Source organism: Kitasatospora sp. NPDC022785, from assembly GCF_055561295.1.
On the sequence record NZ_JBVHHB010000003.1, the window covers coordinates 356092 to 375890 of the forward strand.

Here is a 19799-nt window from a genome sequence, read left to right on the forward strand (position 1 = left end):
CCGCCGGACGTCACGTCCGGCGGCACCGTCGTGTTCCCGGGTGCCGCTCAGGCGATGGCCGGCAGCGCCTGCGGGGATCCGCTGTCCTCCTCGGCGCTCAGGGCGCCGGTGGCCAGCAGGTACTGGGCCAGGATGTACGTGGCCATGATCCAGAACTGATGCCCCGGCAGCTCCCGCCACTTCGCGAGCTTGGTGGCGATCAGGGTGTCGGAGAGCAGGAAGAGCGCCCCGCCCAAGCCCGTCCGCCACCCCAGCCCGGCCGAGGTGACGGCCGTCGAGGCGAGCAGCAGGCTGTACCCGGCCACCGGGACCTGGAGGTCGCCGAGGTCAGGCCAGAGCCGGCCCACCATCGTCGCCCAGGCCGTGGCGTACGCGGCCGCGACCACCAGCGCCCGCCGCCGGTCGGTCAGCGCCCCCTGCCGGACGAACATCGTCACGAAGCAGACGTGCGCCGCCGCGAAGGAGCCCATGCCGGCCAGGAACGCGGTGTCGTCGCCGAGCTGCAGCAGCACGTCGCCGCCCCCGCTCAGCAGCAGCGCGGGCGCCAGCAGCTTCGGCACCTCCCGGCCGGCCGCGGTGGCGGCCGTGACGCTGTGCGCGGCCAGCAGCGGCATCAGGGCCGGCTTGGTGGCGTGCCGCAGCACGGGCGTGTCGGTGAGGAGCGCGCCCAGGTGGGCCGCCGAGGTGGCGGCGAAGCCGGTGAGCAGCCCGGTGGCGGCGCGCAGGCGCCCTGGTCCGCGGCCGCCGAGAACGGCGCGGGTGGTCGTACGGATGCTCATGCGGCGGTGTCCTCCGGGGGTCCGGGTGGGGCGGGGCCCGGGCGCCGGGGCGGCGGCCCGTTCGTCCGCACCCTAGGCGACCGGGCCCGCGCCGGGGAAGAGCTTGTTACCGGCGCGTAGCACCGGCGGTGCCCGCGGGGTGACGCGGCGGCGGGCGCGGCGGTCGGCGGGCGGGGGCTCGGCGCTCGGCGGGCGGTGGGGCGGCCGATCCGCCGCCGGTCCGGTTGCTGCCACCGAGGCCGCGCCCACCGTCTAGTCTGGTCCACGACATGGAGCAGCAGGAGTACGCGGCCGACACCACGCAGGTGGCCGGCGGCACGTCGGACGGACGCACGGGCGGGGCGGGGCGGAGCACCACCGTCGCCGTCGTCGCCGTACGCGAAGCCGGTCCTGACGCTCCGCAGGTGCCGGGCCCGGCCGCGGGCGCCGGCGGGCTCTCGCCCGACCCCGGGCTGCTCCGGCTCGCCCAGTGGTTCGCCGAGGCCGGTCCCGGGGCCGCCGACGACCTCTGCACCGCCTCCTTCGGCCTCTACCCCGCCCGCCACTTCGGCGTCCCCGCCGAGCCGGCCCCCGGCGCCGCACCCGGCCCCGCCGAGGCCGAGGTCAGCTGGTGGCACGGCCCCACCGCGCACGCGCCCGCCGCGCTGCGCGCCCGAGAGGCCCGCCCGGCGCGCGGTCCGCGCCGGGCCCGGCGGGACGCCGGCGCATCGTCCGCCGTCCTCTCAGGGGCCAAGCCGGGTACGCCCGGCAAGCACCGCAAACCCGAGCGCGCCCGCTCCGCCGCCGGGACGCAGGATCGCTCCGCTGCCGCCGAGCGCCGGATCGCCGCCCGGCTGCTGCTGGCCCACCCGCTGGTCACCGCCTCCGGGCCGCACGCCGAGGGCTTCCCGCTGATCCGCCGTCACCGTGACTGGCTCACCGAGCGGTTCGACACCCTGCTCGGCTACCGCCTCGTGGTCGGTCCCTGGCACGCCCGGCTCTGCAAGGCCGGCCTCGGCCCCGGCACCGGCCGCCGGCTCGAACACCCCGGCACCGGCGCCCCGTTCACCCCCGGCGGATACGCCCAACTCGCCCTCGCCCTGGCCCTGCTGGTCGACGCCCCCGAACAGCTCCCGCTCGGCCGGCTGCTGGCCGCGATGCGCTCCGCCGCGCCGGGGCCGGACCGCTGCGCCGCCCCCGCCGACCTCGCCACGGCCCTGGCCGCGCTCGCCGAGTGGCAGGTGCTCGACGGCATACCCGCCGACCTGGCCGAGGAGAGCGCCGTCCTGACGGTCGACCGCGAGCTGGCCCGCGCCGTCCCCGCCGGCCCACCCGCCCTCGCCGCCGACGCCACCGACCTGATCCGCCGCGCCACCCAGGCCGATCCCGGCACCGCCGTCCGCCGCCGCCTCGCCGAGACCCCGGCCGTGCTCGCCGCCGACCTGCCCGAGGACCAGCGCGCCTGGCTCCGTGACCACCACCACACCGGCCCCGCCGCCCTCGCCGACTTCCTCGGCCTGGAGGCCGAGGTGCGGGCCGAGGGCGTCGCCCTGCTCGACCCCGCCGACGAACTCACCGACCTCGCGCTGCCGGGCCCCGGCACCGTGGCCCAGGCCGCCCTGCTGCTGGTCGAGCGCCTGGTCGAGGAGGTCCGCCCGCTCCCGGGCGAGACCACCGACGCGGACGTCCCGGTCCCCGACGCCCTGATAGACGGCGTCCTCGGCGACATCGCCGACGAGTACGGCCTCCCGGCCGGATGGCGCCGCGACTACCTCGCCGACCGCACCGCCCTGCGCCGCGACACCCTCGACCTGCTCCACCGGATGGGCCTGCTCACCCCCACCCCCCGCGGCACCCGCCCGCCGGGCTGGCTCCTCCGCGCCCCCGCCGCCCGCTACGCCCCCGCCGCCGACCTCCTCCCGCCCCCGGGCACCGGCCGCCACTCCCGCCGGGACCAGCCGGTGACGGTCCCCGCCCCGGCCGGGCCGAGGGAGGAACAGCGGGCGTGACATGACGGCTGGACTCGCCCGGGCCGACCTTTGTCCGATCTGCTCCGCGAGCTTCTCGGGCAGGGTCACGGTGTACTTCCTGGTCGTGGCCATATCGGCCACCCCACCGTGCGTGCATAGGTCCCCGGTCACATCACCGTCTGGCCGTGGCCGCCGTCACCGGGCCGTGTTGGACGGTTTCGACGGTGGCGCCGACGCCGAGGGTGCCGAGGGCGATGGAGGCGAGGACGGCGGCGCAGGCCAGGTAGCGGCGGTGCCGCTGGGGGAGCGGGAAGCGCGGATCCTGGAGGGTCGCCGGAGGGTTGGCGTTCATGTCAGGGAGCGTTCCAGGGCGGTGTGAACGATCGCTACGCGTGGGTGAAGTCCGGATGGGGGGCGGGCGTCGGTTCGTGCCGACAGGGCCGCAGGTGAGCGGCCCCGCCGGGGCGCGGGCGGGGCCTCGGCGGGGTCAGCCCGCTCCGGGCCACGAGGCAGCCAGGTGCGCGGGTGCCCCGCGCGACGGTGGCCCGTCAGGCGGCGGCGTACATGCGCCGCGCCGGCTCGGCGGTCGGGCGCGCGGCCTGCTCGGGGCTCACCCGGGTCGCCGGCTCGGCGGTGTCGAGGTAGTGGGCGAGGGCCTGCCGGCTGCGGGCCAGGTCGTCGATCCGGGCGTCGAGTTCGGCGAGCTCGCCGCGCAGGGTGGCGAGCAGGTCGGGGCAGGCCTCCAGAGCGGGGAGGGGGCCGCTGGCGCACGGCAGGATCTCGGCGATCACCCGGGTGGACAGGCCCGCCGCCAGCAGGCCGCGGACCTGCCGCACCCGGACCAGGGCGTCGTCGCCGTACTCGCGGTAGCCGGCGGCCGACCGCTCCGGGAGGATCAGGCCCTGCTCCTCGTAGTACCGCAGAAGGCGGGTGGACACCCCGGTCAGGCGGGCGAGTTCTCCGATGCGCATGATCATCGGAACGTCCGCCCGCCCGCCGCTGTTCCCGCCCGCCGCCGGCGGGCCGGCTACTCCGGCTACTCCGGGAGGCCGGTGAGGAAGTCCATGACCAGCTTGCGCAGTTCGGGCAGCCGCTCGACGAAGGCCATGTGGCCGGCGGCCAGTTCGGCGAGCCGGGCACCCGGGATGCCCCCGGCGAAGACGCGGTGCTGGCTGGGCTGCACCAGCATGTCCTCGGTGGGGCTGATCACCAGCGTCGGCACCGCGACGGAGCCCAGATCGCCACGGACGTTCACCTCGCCCACCAGGGTGAACTGCTGCCGGACGCCGTCCGGGAGCGGGGTCAGCAGGTTGTCGTACAGACCGGCGAGCTCCTCGGGGGTCAGCGAGGAGACCCAGGTCGAACCGAAGAGCACCGAGAGCATGAAGCGGGCCATCAGCTCCGGGTGGTCGCTCAGGCCGACCACCAGCTCGGCGGTCATCCGCAGGCGGTGGTCACCGCCGGCCACCGGGGCTATCAGCAGCAGCGAGCGGACCCGCTGCGGGTGGCGGTTGGCGGCGCGGACGGCCACGGCGCCGCCCATCGAGTAGCCGGCCAGGTCGAAGGTCTCCAGGCCCTCCTCGACGGCGGCGGCGACCAGCCGGTCCGCCAGCTCGTCCAGGGTGGGCGCCTGCGGCTCGTACGGGGAGTCACCGGAGCCGGGGAAGTCCGGCGCGACGACGGTGCGGTGGGCGGCGAGGTCCTCCAGCAGCGGGCCCCAGTTGTTGATGCCGCTGCCGCCGGCGCCGTGGGCGAGCAGCAGGCCGGGGCCGGAGCCGAGGACGGTCCGGGCAAGCGGGGCGGGGGTGGTCGGCTTCTCGGACATGGCAGGTGGCTCCTCTGCGGCCGTGGGTGTCTCGGTCACTCACGACGGTACGTGTTCACACCGATGTGAAGGTCAAGAACCCGGTCCAACTCCCTTCGGAGCAACCCGAGGTGACACACCGGATCGCGGGCCGGCCGCCGGACGCGCCGGAGCGTCGACCGGCGGGCAGGAGGGAGCGTGCGTCGGCGGTGCGGAGGGGGACTCCCCCCGAACGCCGGGGCCGCGTCGACCGCCCGGAACAGGCGGCCCCGCTGTCGCACGGACGGAATGCCGGGGTCCGGCTGTGGCGGCAGCCGGGCCATGGGGCAGGATGGCAGTCCGTTCGGAATACGTACGTCCGCTCCAACGCGGCTGCGCACGACACGACCTGGCAGGCGACAAGGTGACGACACAGCACGTACGGCGGCCGGCGGCGGCCCGTTCCCTCGCCCTCCACGCTGCGGGGGCGGGACGGTGACCCGGGACCTGGTCCTGCACGACTGGGTGGTGGCCGGCATCGCGCTGGCCTCCGGCTGTGTGGCCGGTCTGGTGCTGCGGGCGCTGATGAAGTGGCTGGGCAAGCACGCGAGCAGGACCAAGTGGAGCGGGGACGACATCATCGTCGACGCGCTGCGCACCATCGTCCCCTGGGCTGCCGTGATCGCCGGGGCCGCGGTGGCCGCTTCGGCCCTGCCGCTCACCGCGCGGATCGGGGTGCTGGTCGACCGGTCGCTGACGGCCGTGCTCATCGTCATCGCGACGCTCAGCGCGGCCCGGGTGGTGGCCGGGCTGGTGCAGTCGGTGGCCGCGTCCCGGACGGGCGTCGCGGCGTCCGCGACCATCTTCGTCAACATCACCCGCATCGTGGTGCTGTCGATGGGCGTCCTCGTGGCCCTGGAGACCCTCGGGGTGTCCATCGCCCCGCTGGTCACCGCCCTCGGGGTGGGCGGTCTCGCGGTCGCGCTGGCGTTGCAGGACACCCTCGCCAACCTCTTCGCGGGTGTGCACATCCTCGCCTCGAAGACGGTCCAGCCGGGTGACTACATCCGGCTCACCAGCGGGGAGGAGGGGTACGTCGTCGACATCAACTGGCGCAACAGCGTGGTGCGCAACCTGTCGAACAACCTGGTGATCATCCCCAACGGCCGCCTGGCGCGGACGAACATGACGAACTACTCCCAGCCCGAGCAGAAGCTGTCGATCCTGGTCCAGGTCGGGGTCGGCTACGACAGCGACCTGGAGCACGTGGAGAGGGTCACCCTCGACGTCGTCGACAGCGTGATGGCCGACATCAGCGGTGGCGTGCCCGACCACGAGGCCGCCGTCCGTTTCCACACCTTCGCGGACTCCAGGATCAACTTCACCGTGATCCTGGGCGTCGGCGAGTTCAGCGACCAGTACCGGATCAAGCACGAGTTCATCAAGCGACTGCACCAGCGGTACCGGACGGAGGGCATCTCGATCCCCGCGCCCACGCGCACGGTCTCGCTGCAGCAGGACGGGGCGGGCGAACCGTCGTCCCTCCCGGCGGTTCCGCACCAGTGGGAAGCGTCGTCCAAGGTGCTGGCGGACCGGCGGCGATAGCCGGCACGGGGGCCGGCCAGGCTGTTTCCTTCCTTCACCTTCAGAACCTGGCGGCGCACGACGTCGGGGAGCCCCCAGCCCTCGGGGGCCGGGTTTCGTGCGCTGATCCGACAGGATCCGAAGGAGAGGCCCTAGCCGGTGGGCTGGACCTCGTACGGGGCCGGGTACGGCGTCTCGTACGGGGTCAGCACCAGCCGCACCACGTCCTCCAGCCGCCGCCGGGCGTCGCCGAGCGTGGTGCGGCCGGTCACCCAGGCGGTCAGCTCGCCCTGCCAGGCGTGGCCCACGATGTGCCGCACGAGGTCGCTCGCGGCCGCCGGGACTTCGGCCATCACCGCTTGGAGCGCGGTGCTGTCGGCGCGGGCCATTCCCTGCAGGGCCTCGCTGGCGAAGGGGTCGGTGGAGGCGGCGACGGCCACCCGGAGCCGGGCCAGCTCGGGCTGGCGCTGGTAGGCGCGCATGCCGCCGCGGACGAAGCGTACCGCCCGGTCGGTGGCGCCCAGCCCGGCCCGGGGCCCGCGCAGCTCCGCCACCAGGTCGGCCAGGAGCAGCCGGTGCCACTCCGCGATGGCCGCCGCCAACAGGTGGTCCTTGGAGGAGAAGTAGCGGTATGCCGTCCCCAGGGCGACTCCGGACCGCTCGCAGACCTGCTTCATCTGCAGCCGCTCGACGCCGATCTCGTTCACCAGGGCGAGTGCGGCCGCGATCAGGGACTCGCGGCGTTCGAGCTGACGCGGAGACATCGTCTCCACCGGCCGTGGTGACAGGTCAACCTTGGTCACCCGCACCATGATACGGCCCGGGGCCGCCCAGGAGTATGACGCCGACCGGCCGCCTCTCGTTCGCCCGCCGTGCACCGGGGCGCAGGCGGGGGGCGACGGTCAGCGCAGCCGGGCCGAGCGGTCGCGGACCAGCGCCTCCTGCACCGCCGAGGCCACCAGCCGGCCGTCCCGGTCGTAGAACTCGCCGAACGACAGCCCGCGCCCGTCCGAGGAGGACGGGCTGCGCTGGGCGAACAGCAGCCACTCGTCGGCCCGGAACGGGCGGTGGAACCACATCGCGTGGTCCAGCGAGGCCAGGATCAGCCGCGGCGCCTCGGTGCGCTGGAAGAAGTTCGGCTGGATGTGCAGCCCGGCCGTCGAGGCCAGCGTGAGGTCCGAGAGGTAGGTGAGCGCGCAGACGTGCAGCAGCGGGTCGCCGTCGGGCAGCGGGGAGCCGGTGCGCAGCCAGACGAACTGCTGGGGCATGCCGGGCACGGCCGGGGGCACGCCGGGCGCGTCCGGCGGGACGAACCGCAGCTCCAGCGAGCCGAAGCCGCTCGTGCGGGTGAGTGCCGCGCGGTCCGCCTCGTCCCAGAGCGAGAGCGCGTCCGGCAGTTCCTCGGGCCCGGGCAGGGCGGGCATCTCGCGGTGACGGTCGGCGGAGGCCTCGGGCCGCTTGAAGGAGGCGGAGAGGGTGAAGATCGCGTCGCCGCCCTGGACCGCCGTCACCCGGCGGGTGGCGTACGACATGCCCTGGCGGACCCGGTCGACCTCGTAGCGGATCGGGCGGGTCGGGTCGCCGGCGAGCAGGAAGTAGCCGTGCAGGGAGTGCACCGGGCGGTCCGGCCCGACGGTCAGCCCGGCGGCGGTCAGCGCCTGCGCGGCCACCTGGCCGCCGAAGGCACGCATCGGGGCGCCGGCATGGCACCGGCCCCGGAACGTGTTCTCGTCCAGCCGCTCGATCCGCAGCAGCTCGGCGAACGGGCCGGCGGTATCGGTGGCCCGTCTTTCCTGTTCGGTCACGTCGGTCACCGGCCCATAGTGGCAGAAGCCAACGGTCCGGCGGTGTGACCTGGGTAACCCTTTCGGGTTAATCCGGGCCTAGAACCTGTTTCAGTACCAGGCTGCGGCCGACGCGTTGTCAGTACCCCCTCCTAGCGTGCTCGGCATGTCGCAAGCCGCACACGCGTACGCCTATCTGCGCCCGTCCGCCGTCCTCGACGGCTCCGACGGCCCGCGCCTCGCCCTGGAGACCTCCGGCGGCGCCACCCCGCTCGGGGCGGTCGCCAACCCGCGCTTCTTCGCGGGCTTCCTGGCCGACCCGGCACCGGCCGCCGCCGCGCTGCTCGCGGTCGCGGACGTCGCCGCCGCCCGCTACTATCAGCCGCAGCTGCGCGCCTCGCTCGACCCGGTGGTGACCGCCAACGGCGACCGGCTGCGGTTCGAGTCCTTCTCCGGCTGCTGCGGCGTCTACGCCCGGCTCGACGTCCTCGGGGCCGGGCTCGACGGCGACGAGATCGGCCACGGCACCACCAACGTCGACGTCAACAACCCGCTGCGCGAGGCGCTCACCCGGATCGCCCCGGGCGACCCGCTGCACCTCGCCGTCGGCCCGGACGCCCTGGAGGTCACCACCTTCGACGGGCCGGTCGTCGAGAAGAAGGTGCCGCTGCCCGAGCGCTGGCTGCGCGGTTTCGCCGAGACCCAGGTGACGGCCGCCGGCTTCGACCTGCGCGCCGAGCTGCCCGCCGCCGAGGCCGTCCGCTTCCTGCGCTCGCTGCCGCGCGGCGGCGGCCGGACCCGGGCCGCCGCAGGCTGGGTCGTCCCGGCCGGCCGCACGCTGCGCCCGACCACCCGGCCGGTGCCCGGTGCGGTCTGCCTGCCCGGCCCGGAGCGGCTGGCCGCCCTGCAGAGGGTGCTGAGGCACGCGCTGGCGCTGCGGGTCTACGGGCCGGTGGCGGGCGACGGCCCGGCCGCCTCGGCCTGGGAGGTGGTGCTGCCCGGCATGCGGCTCACCCTCACCCTGTCGCCCGACGCCTCGCGCGGCTTCTCCGGCGAGGGCGGGGTGCTGGGCGCACTGGCCACCGGCACCGCCGAGCAGGACGCCGAACTGGTCGCCGTCCTGCTGGCCTGGGAGCCGCGGGTCGAGGTCGCCGAGCTGGCCGAGCAGTCCGGCCTGACCCCGGCGCGGGTGCGGGCCGCGCTCACCCGGCTCGGCACCGCCGGGCAGATCGGCTACGACACCGCCGAGGCCGCGTACTTCCACCGGCAGCTGCCGTACGACGCCGGCCGCGCCGAGGCGCGGAACCCGCGGCTGCGGGCCGCCCACGCGCTGGTCGCGGCGGGCGCCGTCCGGCTGGAGGCGGGCGGCGCGCTCGCCACCGTCACGGTGGACGACCACCTCCAGCGGGTCCGGACGGACGCGGCGGGGGCGCTGAGCTGCACCTGCCTCTGGTGGGCCAAGTACCGGGGCGGGCGCGGGCCGTGCAAGCACGCGCTGGCGGTCGGGATGGTCCGGGAGAACGCGGCGAGTGCGGCGGACGCGGCGGACGCGACGAGCACGGTGGGAGCGGGCGCATGAATGGCGTCGAGCAGCTGGTGACGGCGGTCCGCGAGGGGCGGACGCCGCAGGTGCCGGCCCTGGTGGCGGGGCTCGGCCCGGCCGAGCGGCGGGCCTGTCTGCCCGCGCTCAAGGAGCTGCGCAAGAAGGTCCGGGGCGAGTGGTCGAGGGAGGCGATCGCGCAGGCCGGGGCGCTGCTGGTGGCCGGCGCCGGCTGCCACGCCGGGCCGGCCGGGGCCGCGACCTGGATCGGCGGGCGGGACTTCGCCGGCCGCTCCTTCGCCCGCCACCCGGCACTCGCCCAGGTGGTCGGCGCGCAACCGGTCGAGTGGCAGGTCGAGGTGGCCACCCGGCTGGCGGCGCGCCGCGGGCCGGGCTGGAACTGGGACCTCTACCCGCTGATCGAGGACGTGGTCCGGCGGACGGGCTGCCCGGTGCCCGACACGGAGGCCTTCACCGCCGAGTGGCTGGAGCAGCTCGCGAGGGGCGACGACAACCGCGGCTGGGTCCGGACGCTGCTGGAGCGCCTGCGCGAGGACGACTTCACGCCGGTGCTGGTGCCCCGGGTGTTCGAGCTCGCGGACATCGGCTGGCGGCTCGAACACCGGTTCACCGAGCGGCCCGGGGACTGCTGGCCGGAGGCGGTCGCCGCGCTGGCGGCCGCTGGTGAGCTGGACCGGGCCGAGCTGCTCGACCGGTGCCTCGCCCGGCTGGTGCGCGGTGGCAAGCCGGCCGACCAGCGGGCCTTCCTCGCCGTCCTGGCCGCCCTCGCGCCCACCCCGGAGGAGTACACCGCCCGGCTGCGCAGCCTGGTCGCCCTGCTGGACGGGCTCTCCGTGGTGGCCGGCCACGCCCAGCAGACGCTGGCCGGGCTGGACGCGGCCGGGCTGGTCGGGCCGGAGGTGCTGACGGAGGCCTCGGCGGTGGTGCTGTTCCGGACGGAGAAGAAGCTCGTCCGTGCGCAGCTGGGCTGGCTCGACAAGGCGGCGCGGCGCTCGCCCGAGCGGGCGGGCCCGGCGGTGCTGGCGGCGGCCGAGGCCTTCGGGCACTCCGACACCGCCCTCCAGGAGCGGGCGCTCAACGTGGTGGCCCGTCACCTCGGGGCGGCCGGTGAGGCGGTGCTTCCGGATCTGCGGTTCGCCGCCGAGGCGCTCAACCCGGCCCACCACGCGCGCGCCGGCGAGTTGCTGGGCGCGCCGGTCGGCGGCGACGACCCGGACACCGGGTGGAGCGAGCTCCTCCCGCCCGTCCCGCAGCCGAGGCCGCTGGGGGAGCCGCTCGCCACCCCGGAGGAGGTCGCCGAGGAGCTGTCCGTGCTGATGCTCTCCGGCCGGGTGGACGTCGCCGTCTTCGAACGCACCCTGGACGGCCTGGTCCGGCACGCCCACCGCGACCGCGCGGCGCTCGCCGAGGCGCTGGAGCCGGTCCTGAGGGTGCACCAGTGGAGCGGCGTCGGCCGGTGGCAGGACTGCGGGCCCGGCGAGGTCCTGTACGTCGCGGCCGCCGTCGCCGGGCGGACCCCGCCTCACCGGCTCCGGGACTTCCTCGGCGGCGGGGGCAGATCGCCGCTGCGCGGTCAGGCCGGCACCGTCCACGGTCATGTGCTCGCCGCCCGGCTGGAGGAGGCGGCCTGGCAGGTGACCGCGACCCGGCCGCCGTTCCTGCTCGCCACCCCGACCGACGCCACCGGCGCGCTGGACGCGGCCGTGCTGGTCTCGCGGCTGGCCGGCTACGAATCGGCGGGAGTGACGCCCGGCCAGGTCGACCTCCAGGCGGCCCTGCTGCGGCTCACCCCGACCACCGACGAGGCGGTGCTCGCCGCGGCCGGGCGGCTCGCCTCGCCGGCCGGGCGCTGGGCGGCGCAGTGGCTGGGCGAGGGCGGCCTGCCCGGTCAGTCCTCGGAGCGGGTGGTCTTCGAACCCGGCCGGGGGGCGAAGAGCGTCCGGCCGTACTGGGAGCGTTGGTGGGAGGGGCTCAAGCGGGTCGCCGTGGCCCAGCCCGGTCTCGGCGCCGGACCGGAGGGCCCGGCCGGGCAGCGCCTGGACGCGAGGTTCCGGGCCCTGTTCGACGGCACCGAGCCCAGCGTGGCGCGGGCCCGGAAGCAGGACGAGTGGCTCTGGCAGCCCACCGTGCACTGGGTCGCCATGCTCCCGCACCACCGGGAGGAACAGGCCGCCCGCTGGCTCGACTGGTTCGCCGACTCCGCCGACCGGGAGCGGCGGGGCGCGGCCGCCCTGCTGCCGGTCCTCGCCGAGGCCGGCGGCCCGGCCGGCCTCGCCCTCCACCTCGCCGTCGCCTACGGCCTGGGCGCGCGCTCCCCCGAGGACCGCACGGCCGCGGTCGACGCCCTGCTGGTCCTCGCTGCCCGCGGCGATCTCGACGGCGACCTGCTCGGCCGCGAACTCGGCGAGCTGGTGGTCCGTGGCACCGTCAAGCCGAACCGCCTCGCCGCGGCCGTCACCGCCGCCGCCGACACCGGTGCCTACGCCACCGTCTGGTCCGTCCTCGCCCCCGCCCTCCCGGCGCTCCTGGCCGGCGAGCCCGCCCGCGGTACCGCCGACCTCCTCGCCGTGGCCACGGACGCCGCCCGCCGCTGTGCGGCCCGCGGCCCGATACCCGAGGTGGCCGCGGTGGCGGCGCGGGCGGGGTCGGGCCGCCTGGTGAAGGAGGCACGCTCGCTCAGCGACCTGCTCGCCGGCTGAGGGACCGGCCGGGTGAGGGACCGGCCGGGTCCGAGGTGGGCCCGGGTGTCGGGCCCGGCGGACCCGGCACCCAGCCGGTTCACCGGGCCGGGCGGCCCGTCCGCGTGAGAGGGCCGTCTAGGGTGAGCGGGGTCATCAGCCGTCGCACCGTCCGGAGCACCCGTGCTGCACCTGCGCCTCATCGTGCCCACCGACCTCCGGGACACCGTGTTGACCTGCCTGGACGGCTCCGTCGGCGTGACCCATGTGGTGCTGCTGCCGGATGCCGCCGTCCGGCCCGCCGGGGACGTGGTGCTCTGTGACGTGGCGCGGGAGTCGGCGGACGAGGTGCTGGGGGCGCTGCGGGAGACCGGGCTGACCGAGCGCGGGGCGATCGACGTCGAGGAGATCGAGCTGACCCTCTCGGCCGCCGCCGACGAGGCCGAGCGCCTCGCGCCCGGGGAGGGCGCCGACGCACTGGTCTGGGAGGCGGTCTCCGAGATCACCCACGAGGAGTCCACCCTCACCGGGGTCTACCTGGCCTTCCTCACCGTCGCGACGATGCTGGCCGCCTGCGGTGCGGTGCTGGACAGCGCGGTCCTGGTCGTCGGCGCGATGGCGGTGGGCCCGGAGTTCGGGCCGCTGGCCGGTCTCTGCGTCGCGGTGGTCCAGCGCCGGCCGCGGCCGGCGCTGCGTTCGCTGAACGCGCTGGTGGCCGGGTTCGCGGTGGCGATGGCGCTGACGGTCTGCTTCACGCTGCTGATGGACGGCCTGGGGCTGTTCAGCCAGGGGCAGTTCGACGGGGCCCGGCCGAACACGTCGTTCATCTGGCAGCCGGACGCGACCTCGTTCGTGGTGGCCTTCCTCGCGGGGATCGCCGGGCTGCTCTCGCTGACCTCCTCGAAGGCCGGGATGCTGGTCGGCGTCGCGATCTCGGTGACCACCGTGCCGGCCGCCGCCAACGCGGCGGTCGCGCTCGGGTACGGCGACTTCCGGCAGTTCTGGGGCTCCAGTCTGCAGCTACTGCTGAACATGCTGGGCATCGTGGTGGCCGGGGTGCTGACGCTGCTGGTGCAGCAGGGCGCCTGGCGGCGGATCCGCCGCCGGGCGAAGGGGGAGCCGGCGGCCCGGGGGACGGCCGGCTGAGGGACGCACCGTCTGCGGGCAGCGCGGAGGGTGAGTGCGGGAAGGACGAGCGCGGGAGCGGCGGACGCGGGGAGGACGAGCGCCGGAACGGCGGACGAGGGGAGGGGCCCGGAGTTCGCGTGGACTCCGGGCCCTCCCGATGCGTCGGGCCGCGTCAGACGGTGACCCCGTCGTCCTCGGCCGCCGCCTTGGGCCGGGTCGCGGGCGCGGCCGCCGCACCGCCTGCCGCCGGGTCGCCCGCCGCCGCCCCCGCCGGCGCGGTGCCCGCCGCCGCGCCGCTCGCCTCCGCTCCGGCCGCCGGGGCGAGGCCGTCCGGGACGACCAGCGTCGCGTCGTCCTGCGGCAGCGCCGCGACCGCCCGCCACCAGAGCCGCAGCGCGGGCGGATCGGCCGGTTCGAAGGGCTTGCCGGGGCGGGGTACCGCCAGGCGCGCGCCGAGCGCCTGGGCCGCGGCGATCACCCGCTCGGCGGGCTCCTCCCACGGGTGCGGCGCCAGGTTGAAGGTGCACCAGTGGATCGGCAGCAACAGCTCGCCGCCGAGGTCGAGGTGGGCCCGGACGCCCTCCTCCGGGGTCATGTGGACCTCGGGCCAGAAGTCGCAGTACGCGCCGACCTGCATCATCGTGGCGTCGAACGGACCGAGCCGGCGGCCGATCTCGGCGAACCCGGGGAAGTAGCCGGTGTCGCCGCTGTGGAAGACCCGGTGCCCGCCGCCGGCCACCACCCAGGACGCCCAGAGGAAGAGCGCGCTGGTGCGCGGGCCGCGGCTGCAGTAGTGCCGGGCAGGAGTGGCGGTCAGGGTGAGCCCGGCGACCTCGGCCGACTCCCACCAGTCCAGCTCGACGAGCCGGTCGGCGGGAACGCCCCAGTGCTCCAGATGGGCGCCGACGCCGAGCGGGACGGCGAAGACCGTGCCGGTGCCGATGAGGGCGCGGATGGTGGCCATGTCGAGGTGGTCGTAGTGGTCGTGCGAGACCACCACGACGTCGACCGGGCCGAGTTCGGAGAGCGGGAGCGGCACCGGGTGGAGTCGTTTGGGGCCCGTCCAGCCGAAGGGGGAGCAGCGCTCGCCCCAGACCGGGTCGAACAGCACCCGGCGGCCGTCGATCTCGGCCAGTACGGTGGCGTGGCCGAGCCAGGTGAGCCGCAGGCCGGAGGCGGGCGGTGCGGCGAGGTCGACCGGGAGCAGCCGGTGCAGCGGCACGGCGGCGGTGGGCAACCGGCGGGTCTTGTCGGCCGCCAGCTGGGCGCGGGTGATCTCCAGCGGGGTGCGCTCGTAGACGAGCCGGCGGGTGGGCAGCGGGTTGCGGAAGGCGCCGTCGGCGAACTGCGGCGAGCGGTGGATCCGGGAGAGCCGCTCGCCCCGGGGCTCGGCGCCGAAGGCGTCCGTCCGGACCCGGTGCCAGGCCGCGCGGGGCAGTCCGGAGAGCGCCGGCGGGCTGGAGAACTGCGAGGTCAGACCGGCTACGCGGGAGTACCACGGGGCAGGGCGGGGCACGGCACCTCCAAGGACGGCTACGGCTACCGGGCACGCCGGGGCGCGTACCCACGGCAGCAGGGCCGATGCAGTACGACAACCATCTCGTCGGAGGTTACTCGCAGTGGGCCGCCCGGACCTGGTGGGCGGCCCCGTGCGTGCCGTTCGGCGTACAGAACGGGGGAGCGGCGAGGGCGCGACCGGCCGGCTAGGCGTAGAAGCGGGTGATCGTCTCCGCGACGCAGTGCGGCTTGGCGCTCTCCGCGCTGGTGATGGTGAACCGGACCACGGCCTGGACGCCGCCGGGCACCTCGGTGGCCGAGACGAGCTCGGCGGTGGCCCGGATCGCCGTGCCGACCGGCACCGGCGCCGGGAAGCGCACCTTCTCCGAGCCGTAGTTGAGCGCCATCCGCACGCCCTCGACGCCGTAGCACTCCTTGGCCAGTACCGGGATCATCGACAGCGTGAGGTAGCCGTGCGCGATCGTCGAGCCGAACTGGCTCTCCTTGGCCCGCTCCGTGTCGACGTGGATCCACTGGTGGTCACCGGTGGCCTCGGCGAACAGGTTGATCCGCTCCTGTTCGACGGTGTGCCACTGGCTGGTGCCCAGTTCGGTGCCGACGGCCGCGGTGAGGTCGGCGAGGGAGGCGAAGGTCGTCACGGAACGCTCCTGGTGGCAGGTGGGGGTGCGGACTCCGGCAGAGTATGCCTACTCGCCGGTCACCTGTCAGGGGTCGGCCGGAAAACGATCAGGGCCGGAAATGGATCGGGGCCGGAAGCGATCGGGGCCGGAAGGGACCAGGACCGCCAAGGGCCCGGCCGGGGCCGGGCAGGCGTCAGGAGCGCTGTGCCGTCCGGCCGGCGGGCAGCAGCTGACGGCCGCTGACCAGCTCCGGCACCAGGGCGACGAACAACGGCTCAGGGTCGCCGGTCCAGGGCCACAGCCCGGAACGCAGCGCCTGCCGCACCTGCTCGGGCTCGCGCACCACGTCCGCCCGGCCGTGCACCAGCACGCTCCACCCGGTCCGGGTGGCCGGGTCCAAGCGGTCGGCCTGGAACGCGACGACGGTGCCGTCGAGCCCGCGCGCGGTGGTGCTGCCCCGGCGCACGGCCAGCAGCAGGCGCCCGTCCGCGGCGACCTCGAAGGAGACCGGCAGGACGGCCGGCAGCGCGTGCTCGGTGTACACCACGCGCCCGACGGGCACGGTGCTGAGCAGCCGCAGGCACTCGGCCTCGCTCAGGGGCTCCACACGCTCGTCACGGTCCATGCCTCCGATCGTCCTCTTGCCGGACTGCGGGCCGATAGGGCCCATGGTCCCGGAGCGGGCGGGCCCGGAGCCCCGTCGCCGGGCCCGCGGGGCGGTAGCTTGTCCGCGGCGGTGCGGAACGTGCCGGGGGCACGGGCGCCCCGCCGCGAGTACGACACGAACGGCTGTCCGACGGGAACGGCTGTCCGACCCGTGCGGCCGCGCGAGAGGTGTGGCCGTACGACAGAAAGCGCGGTACGGCGGGGAACGGCCGTACGGCAGGAGCCGCGGGCCGGGGCGGCCGCGGGGACGGCAGGACCGGACGCACGGCCGGACGGAGCGTGCGGTGGTGCGGCGGGCGGCCCCGGGTAGGGCGGGGCCGGCGAGGAGGGGGCGGTGCGGGTGGTCAGTGGGATCGATCTCGTGGTGATCGGGGCGGACGGCGGTCCGGACCGCGGCTTCGGCGGGTCCGCGCTCGCCGCGGCCGGGGCCCGGCTGCTCGCCGACGTGCTGCCCGGGATGTGCTTCGACGCCGGCGCGGCCGGCTGCCGGGTCGCCGTGGTGGACCCGGGGGCGGACGCCAACGCCATGCTCACTGCGGTACGCGAGGCGGCCGCCCGGCCGGGCCGGTGGCTGCTGGTCTGCCTGGTGGGCCAGCTGGTCGCCGATCCGCGCGGCCGGCGGCTGGCCCTGGTCACCGGCGGCTCCACCGCCGACAACGCCTACCGGCGCGGGCTGGCCTGGGACTGGGTGGTCAGTGCGATGGTCCACGGCGACCAGGAGGAGGCGCTGCTGCTGGTCGACGCCGTCGCCGACCGGGACACCTGGGCCGCGCTCGAACGCGGTGGGGGCGAGGACGGTGCGGGCGAACTGCTCAGCTACCCGCGGGTGCCGCTCTGGGGCCGGGTCGGCCGTTACACCGCCGGTAGACGGGGCCGGGACGCCGTCCTGCCCGGGGGTGACGGATCGTTCAGCCGTGCCCTCACCACCGTGCTCCAGCAGGGGCTCCCCGGTGCGCCCGCCGCCGTCGCCCCGCTCGACCTCCAACCGGCCGTCGCCGCGCTGCTCGACGGTGGCGGTCCCGGGACCGCCACCGCCCCGAGCGTTGGCACGCCGGGCGCACGCCTGCTCGTACCGCCGCAGGGCGGGCGCCTGTTGATGCGAAATCGGGCCGCGGTTCGGGGCGCATTGGCCGGATTGTCGCTTTCCGAAGAACTGTTGGCCGTTCTGTGGCGGGAAAGTGCCCCGACGGATCCGCCTTCCGCGTAAGGTCAGGGGCCCGGGGTGTTGCCGTGAAGGGGTGGGTTGGCGAAGAATCGATGCCCTCGCAGCAACACCGGCGGGACGGCGGAATTCTTCTGGCGACCACGGACCACGGACGGGGTCGGTCGCGATGAGGTGGGGCGATGCGGCGGCGCGGAAATGTGTTGCGCCCTGGGGCGGTTGGGGTCGCTGGGCTGGTTCTGGCGATGCTGCTGAGCTCCTGTGCGGCCAGTGGTGACGCCGGTTCCGTCGATCGTCTCGGGTCGGGTGCGCCCACTGTTGCGGGAGTGAACCCGGTAACTCCTTCGGGTGGTTCCGCAAACATCGGGATCGCGCCGACCGACGGGCCCGAAGGGGCCCAGGGGCGGCTGGCGTTGAGCACCTATCAGGACTGGTGGCAAGCTCAGACGGAGGAGTTCGGCCGTACCGATTCGGACGGTTCCCGGCTGCAGACGTACTCCTCCGGGACGGCGTTGCGCGACTCGCTCGTCAATCTCCGTCAGCTGCGGGACGCCAAACTGGTGATGATCGGAAGTCCGAGGAATTCCCCGGTGGTGAAGACCGTCGACCTGAAGTCGGATCCCCAGACCGCCGTGATCGAGGACTGCCTCGATGTGACGGGCTGGCACCAGGCCGACGCCACCACGCACGCGGTAAAGGATCCACAACAGCGGCTGACGCGGTACCTCGCGACCGTTTCCCTGCGGAAGTTCCAAACGCGTTGGCTGATCAACGAGTTCAAGCGGGAGGTGAACCGATCGTGCTGAAACTCGAACGGCGAATCGTGATCCGCGCGCTGTTGTCCGCCGGATTACTGATGGCCCCGGCGGCGCCCGCGATGGCGGACGAACCACCGGCCGGTGATGTCACGCACTGCGCGGTGAACGTCATCTGCGAGGGGACCAAGACGCCGGGGAGCACGCCGACCCCGGCCGGCGGCACCGGCGGGACGGGCGACGGGAGCTCCGGCGGTCCGCAGCTCTGCCGCTGGAACGGCGAGGACTGGCCCTGCCGAGACCCGGAGCTGGGCTGGTTCAGCAGCGCGACCGGCTGCTACTACCGGACGGTCACCCCGCAGCCTTCGGCCGACGACCCGGTCTGGGCCGGGCACAAGCCCACCGAGGGCACCGTCTACGCCGAGACCTGCCGCTTCACCGACGGCAGCATGGGCACGACGGCGCCGAAGTTCTTCGCCCAGGCGCCCGCCGAGCCGCCGTTCGACCCGGTGGCGGAGGCCGAGAAGCTCATGTTCGAGCAGATCACCCTGCCGTTCCCCGAGCCGGGCATCGCCCCCGAGGGCACGGCCGTGGTCGGCGTGCCGGTCTGGCTCTGGCTGACCAACGCCAAGGCGCCGGCGCCGAAGTGGGTGAGCAACGGCATCGTCACCGTCACGGTCACCCCCCGGCTGGAGTCGGTGGTCTGGGACCTCGGCGACGGAGCGAAGGAGACCTGTGACAAGGAGGGCGCGGCCGGCACCCCGTACGACCCGACGTACGGCGCCGCCAAGTCGCCCACCTGCGGCCACGTGTTCTCGACCGGCTCGGCCACGAAGGCCGGCGGCACCTTCGCCGGGACGGTCACGGCCAACTGGGTGGGCGACGTGACCGTCACCGGCAGTAACCCGATCGCCCCGATCAAGGTGCCGCTCTCCGCCAACCTCGCCATGCGGGTGGCCGAGGTGCAGGTCCTCAACTGAGCCCGGCGGCAGCGCCGCAACACAGCAACGTGCCAGAACGACGTGGGAGGGGCCGGAACCCGGTGGAGAACCGTACAGACAGCGACGCCGGGGGTGTCCGTGGTGGTGCCTGAGCAGGGACCGGCCACGCCGCACACCCCGGGGCGCACGCTCCGGGCCCGGCGGCGGCGGCCGGCGGTGCTGGCGATGGCGGTGGCACTGATAGCCGCCGGCGGGCTCGGCGGCGCGGCGCTCTACAACAGCACCGGGCAGCGGGTCGCCGTGCTGGCGCTCGCCCATGACGTGCCGTACGGGCAGGTGCTGACCGAAGCGGACCTGGTGGAGGCGCGGATCGCGAGCGACCCGGTGCTCAAGCCGGTGTCGGCCAAGGACCGCAAGGACGCGGTCGGGATGCGGGCCACCACCGACCTCAAGCGCGGCTCGCTGCTGCTGAAGGCGGACCTCGCCCAGGCGCTGGCCGTGCAGCCGGGCCAGCTGATCGTGGGCGTCTCGGCCAAGCGCACCCAGCTGCCGGCGACCAGGCTCCAGCCCGGCCTGCCGATCGTCGTGGTCTACACGCCGGACACCGGCCGGCCGGACTCGCTGGCCGCGGTGGTCGTCACCGTCGGCCGGGTGGACACGGACGGCAGCCAGGTGGTGGACGTGGCGGTGCCGGCGGCGGACGCCTCCCGGCTGGCCTCCTGGGTGGCCAGCGGGCGGATCCAGGTGGTGCTGTCGCCACGCGGAGCGGCCGGCGTCACGCCCCCGGCGTCTCCCGCGCCCCCGGCGGCCCCCACGCCCTCGGGCACGGCGGCGCCCTCCGGGACCGCGACCGGCGCCGCGTCGGCGTCGCCCGGGGCGGGTGGGGCCTGA

18 protein-coding genes are annotated in these 19799 nt (G+C 75.4%); 9 read left to right on the forward strand and 9 right to left on the reverse strand.

The window, feature by feature from the left end; translation table 11 throughout:
* Positions 1-47 precede the first annotated feature (47 nt).
* Entirely contained in the window at positions 48-779 is a 732-nt protein-coding gene (locus tag ACZ3YO_RS07260; RefSeq protein WP_465565953.1) for a lysoplasmalogenase, read from the reverse strand.
* A gap of 269 nt (positions 780-1048) precedes the next feature.
* Between ACZ3YO_RS07260 and ACZ3YO_RS07265 the strand changes: the two genes are divergently transcribed.
* Positions 1049-2767: a DUF2398 family protein gene (locus ACZ3YO_RS07265; RefSeq protein WP_465565956.1), complete on the forward strand. Its 1719-nt coding sequence runs from the start codon at positions 1049-1051 to the stop codon at positions 2765-2767.
* A 133-nt stretch (positions 2768-2900) separates the two neighbouring features.
* Here the strand turns inward: ACZ3YO_RS07265 and ACZ3YO_RS07270 are convergent, their stop codons facing one another.
* The 3 genes from ACZ3YO_RS07270 to ACZ3YO_RS07280 all read right to left on the reverse strand — a co-directional run bounded on the left by ACZ3YO_RS07270 (position 2901) and on the right by ACZ3YO_RS07280 (position 4553).
* Entirely contained in the window at positions 2901-3080 is a 180-nt protein-coding gene (locus tag ACZ3YO_RS07270; RefSeq protein ID WP_465565959.1) for a hypothetical protein, read from the reverse strand.
* A 196-nt stretch (positions 3081-3276) separates the two neighbouring features.
* Positions 3277-3705, reverse strand: a complete 429-nt coding sequence (locus tag ACZ3YO_RS07275) for a MerR family transcriptional regulator (protein ID WP_465565961.1) — start codon at positions 3703-3705, stop codon at positions 3277-3279.
* Positions 3706-3764: 59 nt separating this feature from the next.
* Positions 3765-4553, reverse strand: a complete 789-nt coding sequence (locus tag ACZ3YO_RS07280; protein ID WP_465565964.1) for an alpha/beta fold hydrolase — start codon at positions 4551-4553, stop codon at positions 3765-3767.
* A gap of 453 nt (positions 4554-5006) precedes the next feature.
* Between ACZ3YO_RS07280 and ACZ3YO_RS07285 the strand changes: the two genes are divergently transcribed.
* Positions 5007-6116 carry a mechanosensitive ion channel family protein gene (locus tag ACZ3YO_RS07285; RefSeq protein ID WP_465565967.1) on the forward strand — a complete coding sequence of 370 codons (1110 nt, stop codon included), beginning with the start codon at positions 5007-5009 and terminating at the stop codon, positions 6114-6116.
* 131 nt (positions 6117-6247) lie between these two features.
* Here the strand turns inward: ACZ3YO_RS07285 and ACZ3YO_RS07290 are convergent, their stop codons facing one another.
* Together ACZ3YO_RS07290 and ACZ3YO_RS07295 are read right to left on the reverse strand one after the other, a co-directional pair.
* Positions 6248-6898 carry a TetR/AcrR family transcriptional regulator gene (locus tag ACZ3YO_RS07290; RefSeq protein ID WP_465565970.1) on the reverse strand — a complete coding sequence of 217 codons (651 nt, stop codon included), beginning with the start codon at positions 6896-6898 and terminating at the stop codon, positions 6248-6250.
* 99 nt (positions 6899-6997) lie between these two features.
* Entirely contained in the window at positions 6998-7909 is a 912-nt protein-coding gene (locus ACZ3YO_RS07295) for an acyl-CoA thioesterase (RefSeq protein ID WP_465565972.1), read from the reverse strand.
* A 136-nt stretch (positions 7910-8045) separates the two neighbouring features.
* Between ACZ3YO_RS07295 and ACZ3YO_RS07300 the strand changes: the two genes are divergently transcribed.
* The 3 genes from ACZ3YO_RS07300 (at position 8046) to ACZ3YO_RS07310 (ending at position 13264) form a co-directional block, all read left to right on the forward strand.
* Positions 8046-9458, forward strand: coding sequence for an SWIM zinc finger family protein (locus ACZ3YO_RS07300; protein ID WP_465565974.1), 1413 nt, complete (start codon positions 8046-8048; stop codon positions 9456-9458).
* Positions 9455-12139: a DUF7824 domain-containing protein gene (locus ACZ3YO_RS07305; RefSeq protein WP_465565977.1), complete on the forward strand. Its 2685-nt coding sequence runs from the start codon at positions 9455-9457 to the stop codon at positions 12137-12139. The genes ACZ3YO_RS07300 and ACZ3YO_RS07305 overlap by 4 nt, the downstream gene beginning before the upstream one ends.
* 162 nt (positions 12140-12301) lie before the next feature.
* Positions 12302-13264 (forward strand): DUF389 domain-containing protein, encoded by a 963-nt coding sequence (locus tag ACZ3YO_RS07310; protein ID WP_465565980.1) that lies wholly within the window; start codon positions 12302-12304, stop codon positions 13262-13264.
* 154 nt (positions 13265-13418) lie between these two features.
* Here ACZ3YO_RS07310 and ACZ3YO_RS07315 read toward each other — a convergent pair whose 3' ends face one another.
* From ACZ3YO_RS07315 to ACZ3YO_RS07325, 3 genes are all read right to left on the reverse strand, one after another.
* On the reverse strand, positions 13419-14684 hold the full coding sequence (locus tag ACZ3YO_RS07315; protein WP_465566304.1) for an MBL fold metallo-hydrolase: 1266 nt from the start codon (positions 14682-14684) through the stop codon (positions 13419-13421).
* A gap of 265 nt (positions 14685-14949) precedes the next feature.
* Positions 14950-15402, reverse strand: a complete 453-nt coding sequence (locus tag ACZ3YO_RS07320; RefSeq protein WP_465565982.1) for a MaoC family dehydratase — start codon at positions 15400-15402, stop codon at positions 14950-14952.
* A gap of 175 nt (positions 15403-15577) precedes the next feature.
* Complete coding sequence (locus ACZ3YO_RS07325) at positions 15578-16009, reverse strand: pyridoxamine 5'-phosphate oxidase family protein (RefSeq protein ID WP_465565985.1); 432 nt, start codon at positions 16007-16009, stop codon at positions 15578-15580.
* A gap of 375 nt (positions 16010-16384) precedes the next feature.
* Between ACZ3YO_RS07325 and ACZ3YO_RS07330 the strand changes: the two genes are divergently transcribed.
* From ACZ3YO_RS07330 to ACZ3YO_RS07345, 4 genes are all read left to right on the forward strand, one after another.
* Positions 16385-17257, forward strand: coding sequence for a hypothetical protein (locus tag ACZ3YO_RS07330; RefSeq protein WP_465565987.1), 873 nt, complete (start codon positions 16385-16387; stop codon positions 17255-17257).
* 200 nt (positions 17258-17457) lie between these two features.
* Positions 17458-18018 carry a hypothetical protein gene (locus ACZ3YO_RS07335; RefSeq protein WP_465544933.1) on the forward strand — a complete coding sequence of 187 codons (561 nt, stop codon included), beginning with the start codon at positions 17458-17460 and terminating at the stop codon, positions 18016-18018.
* On the forward strand, positions 18012-18947 hold the full coding sequence (locus tag ACZ3YO_RS07340) for a hypothetical protein (RefSeq protein ID WP_465565990.1): 936 nt from the start codon (positions 18012-18014) through the stop codon (positions 18945-18947). The genes ACZ3YO_RS07335 and ACZ3YO_RS07340 overlap by 7 nt, the downstream gene beginning before the upstream one ends.
* A gap of 105 nt (positions 18948-19052) precedes the next feature.
* Entirely contained in the window at positions 19053-19799 is a 747-nt protein-coding gene (locus ACZ3YO_RS07345) for an SAF domain-containing protein (protein WP_465565992.1), read from the forward strand.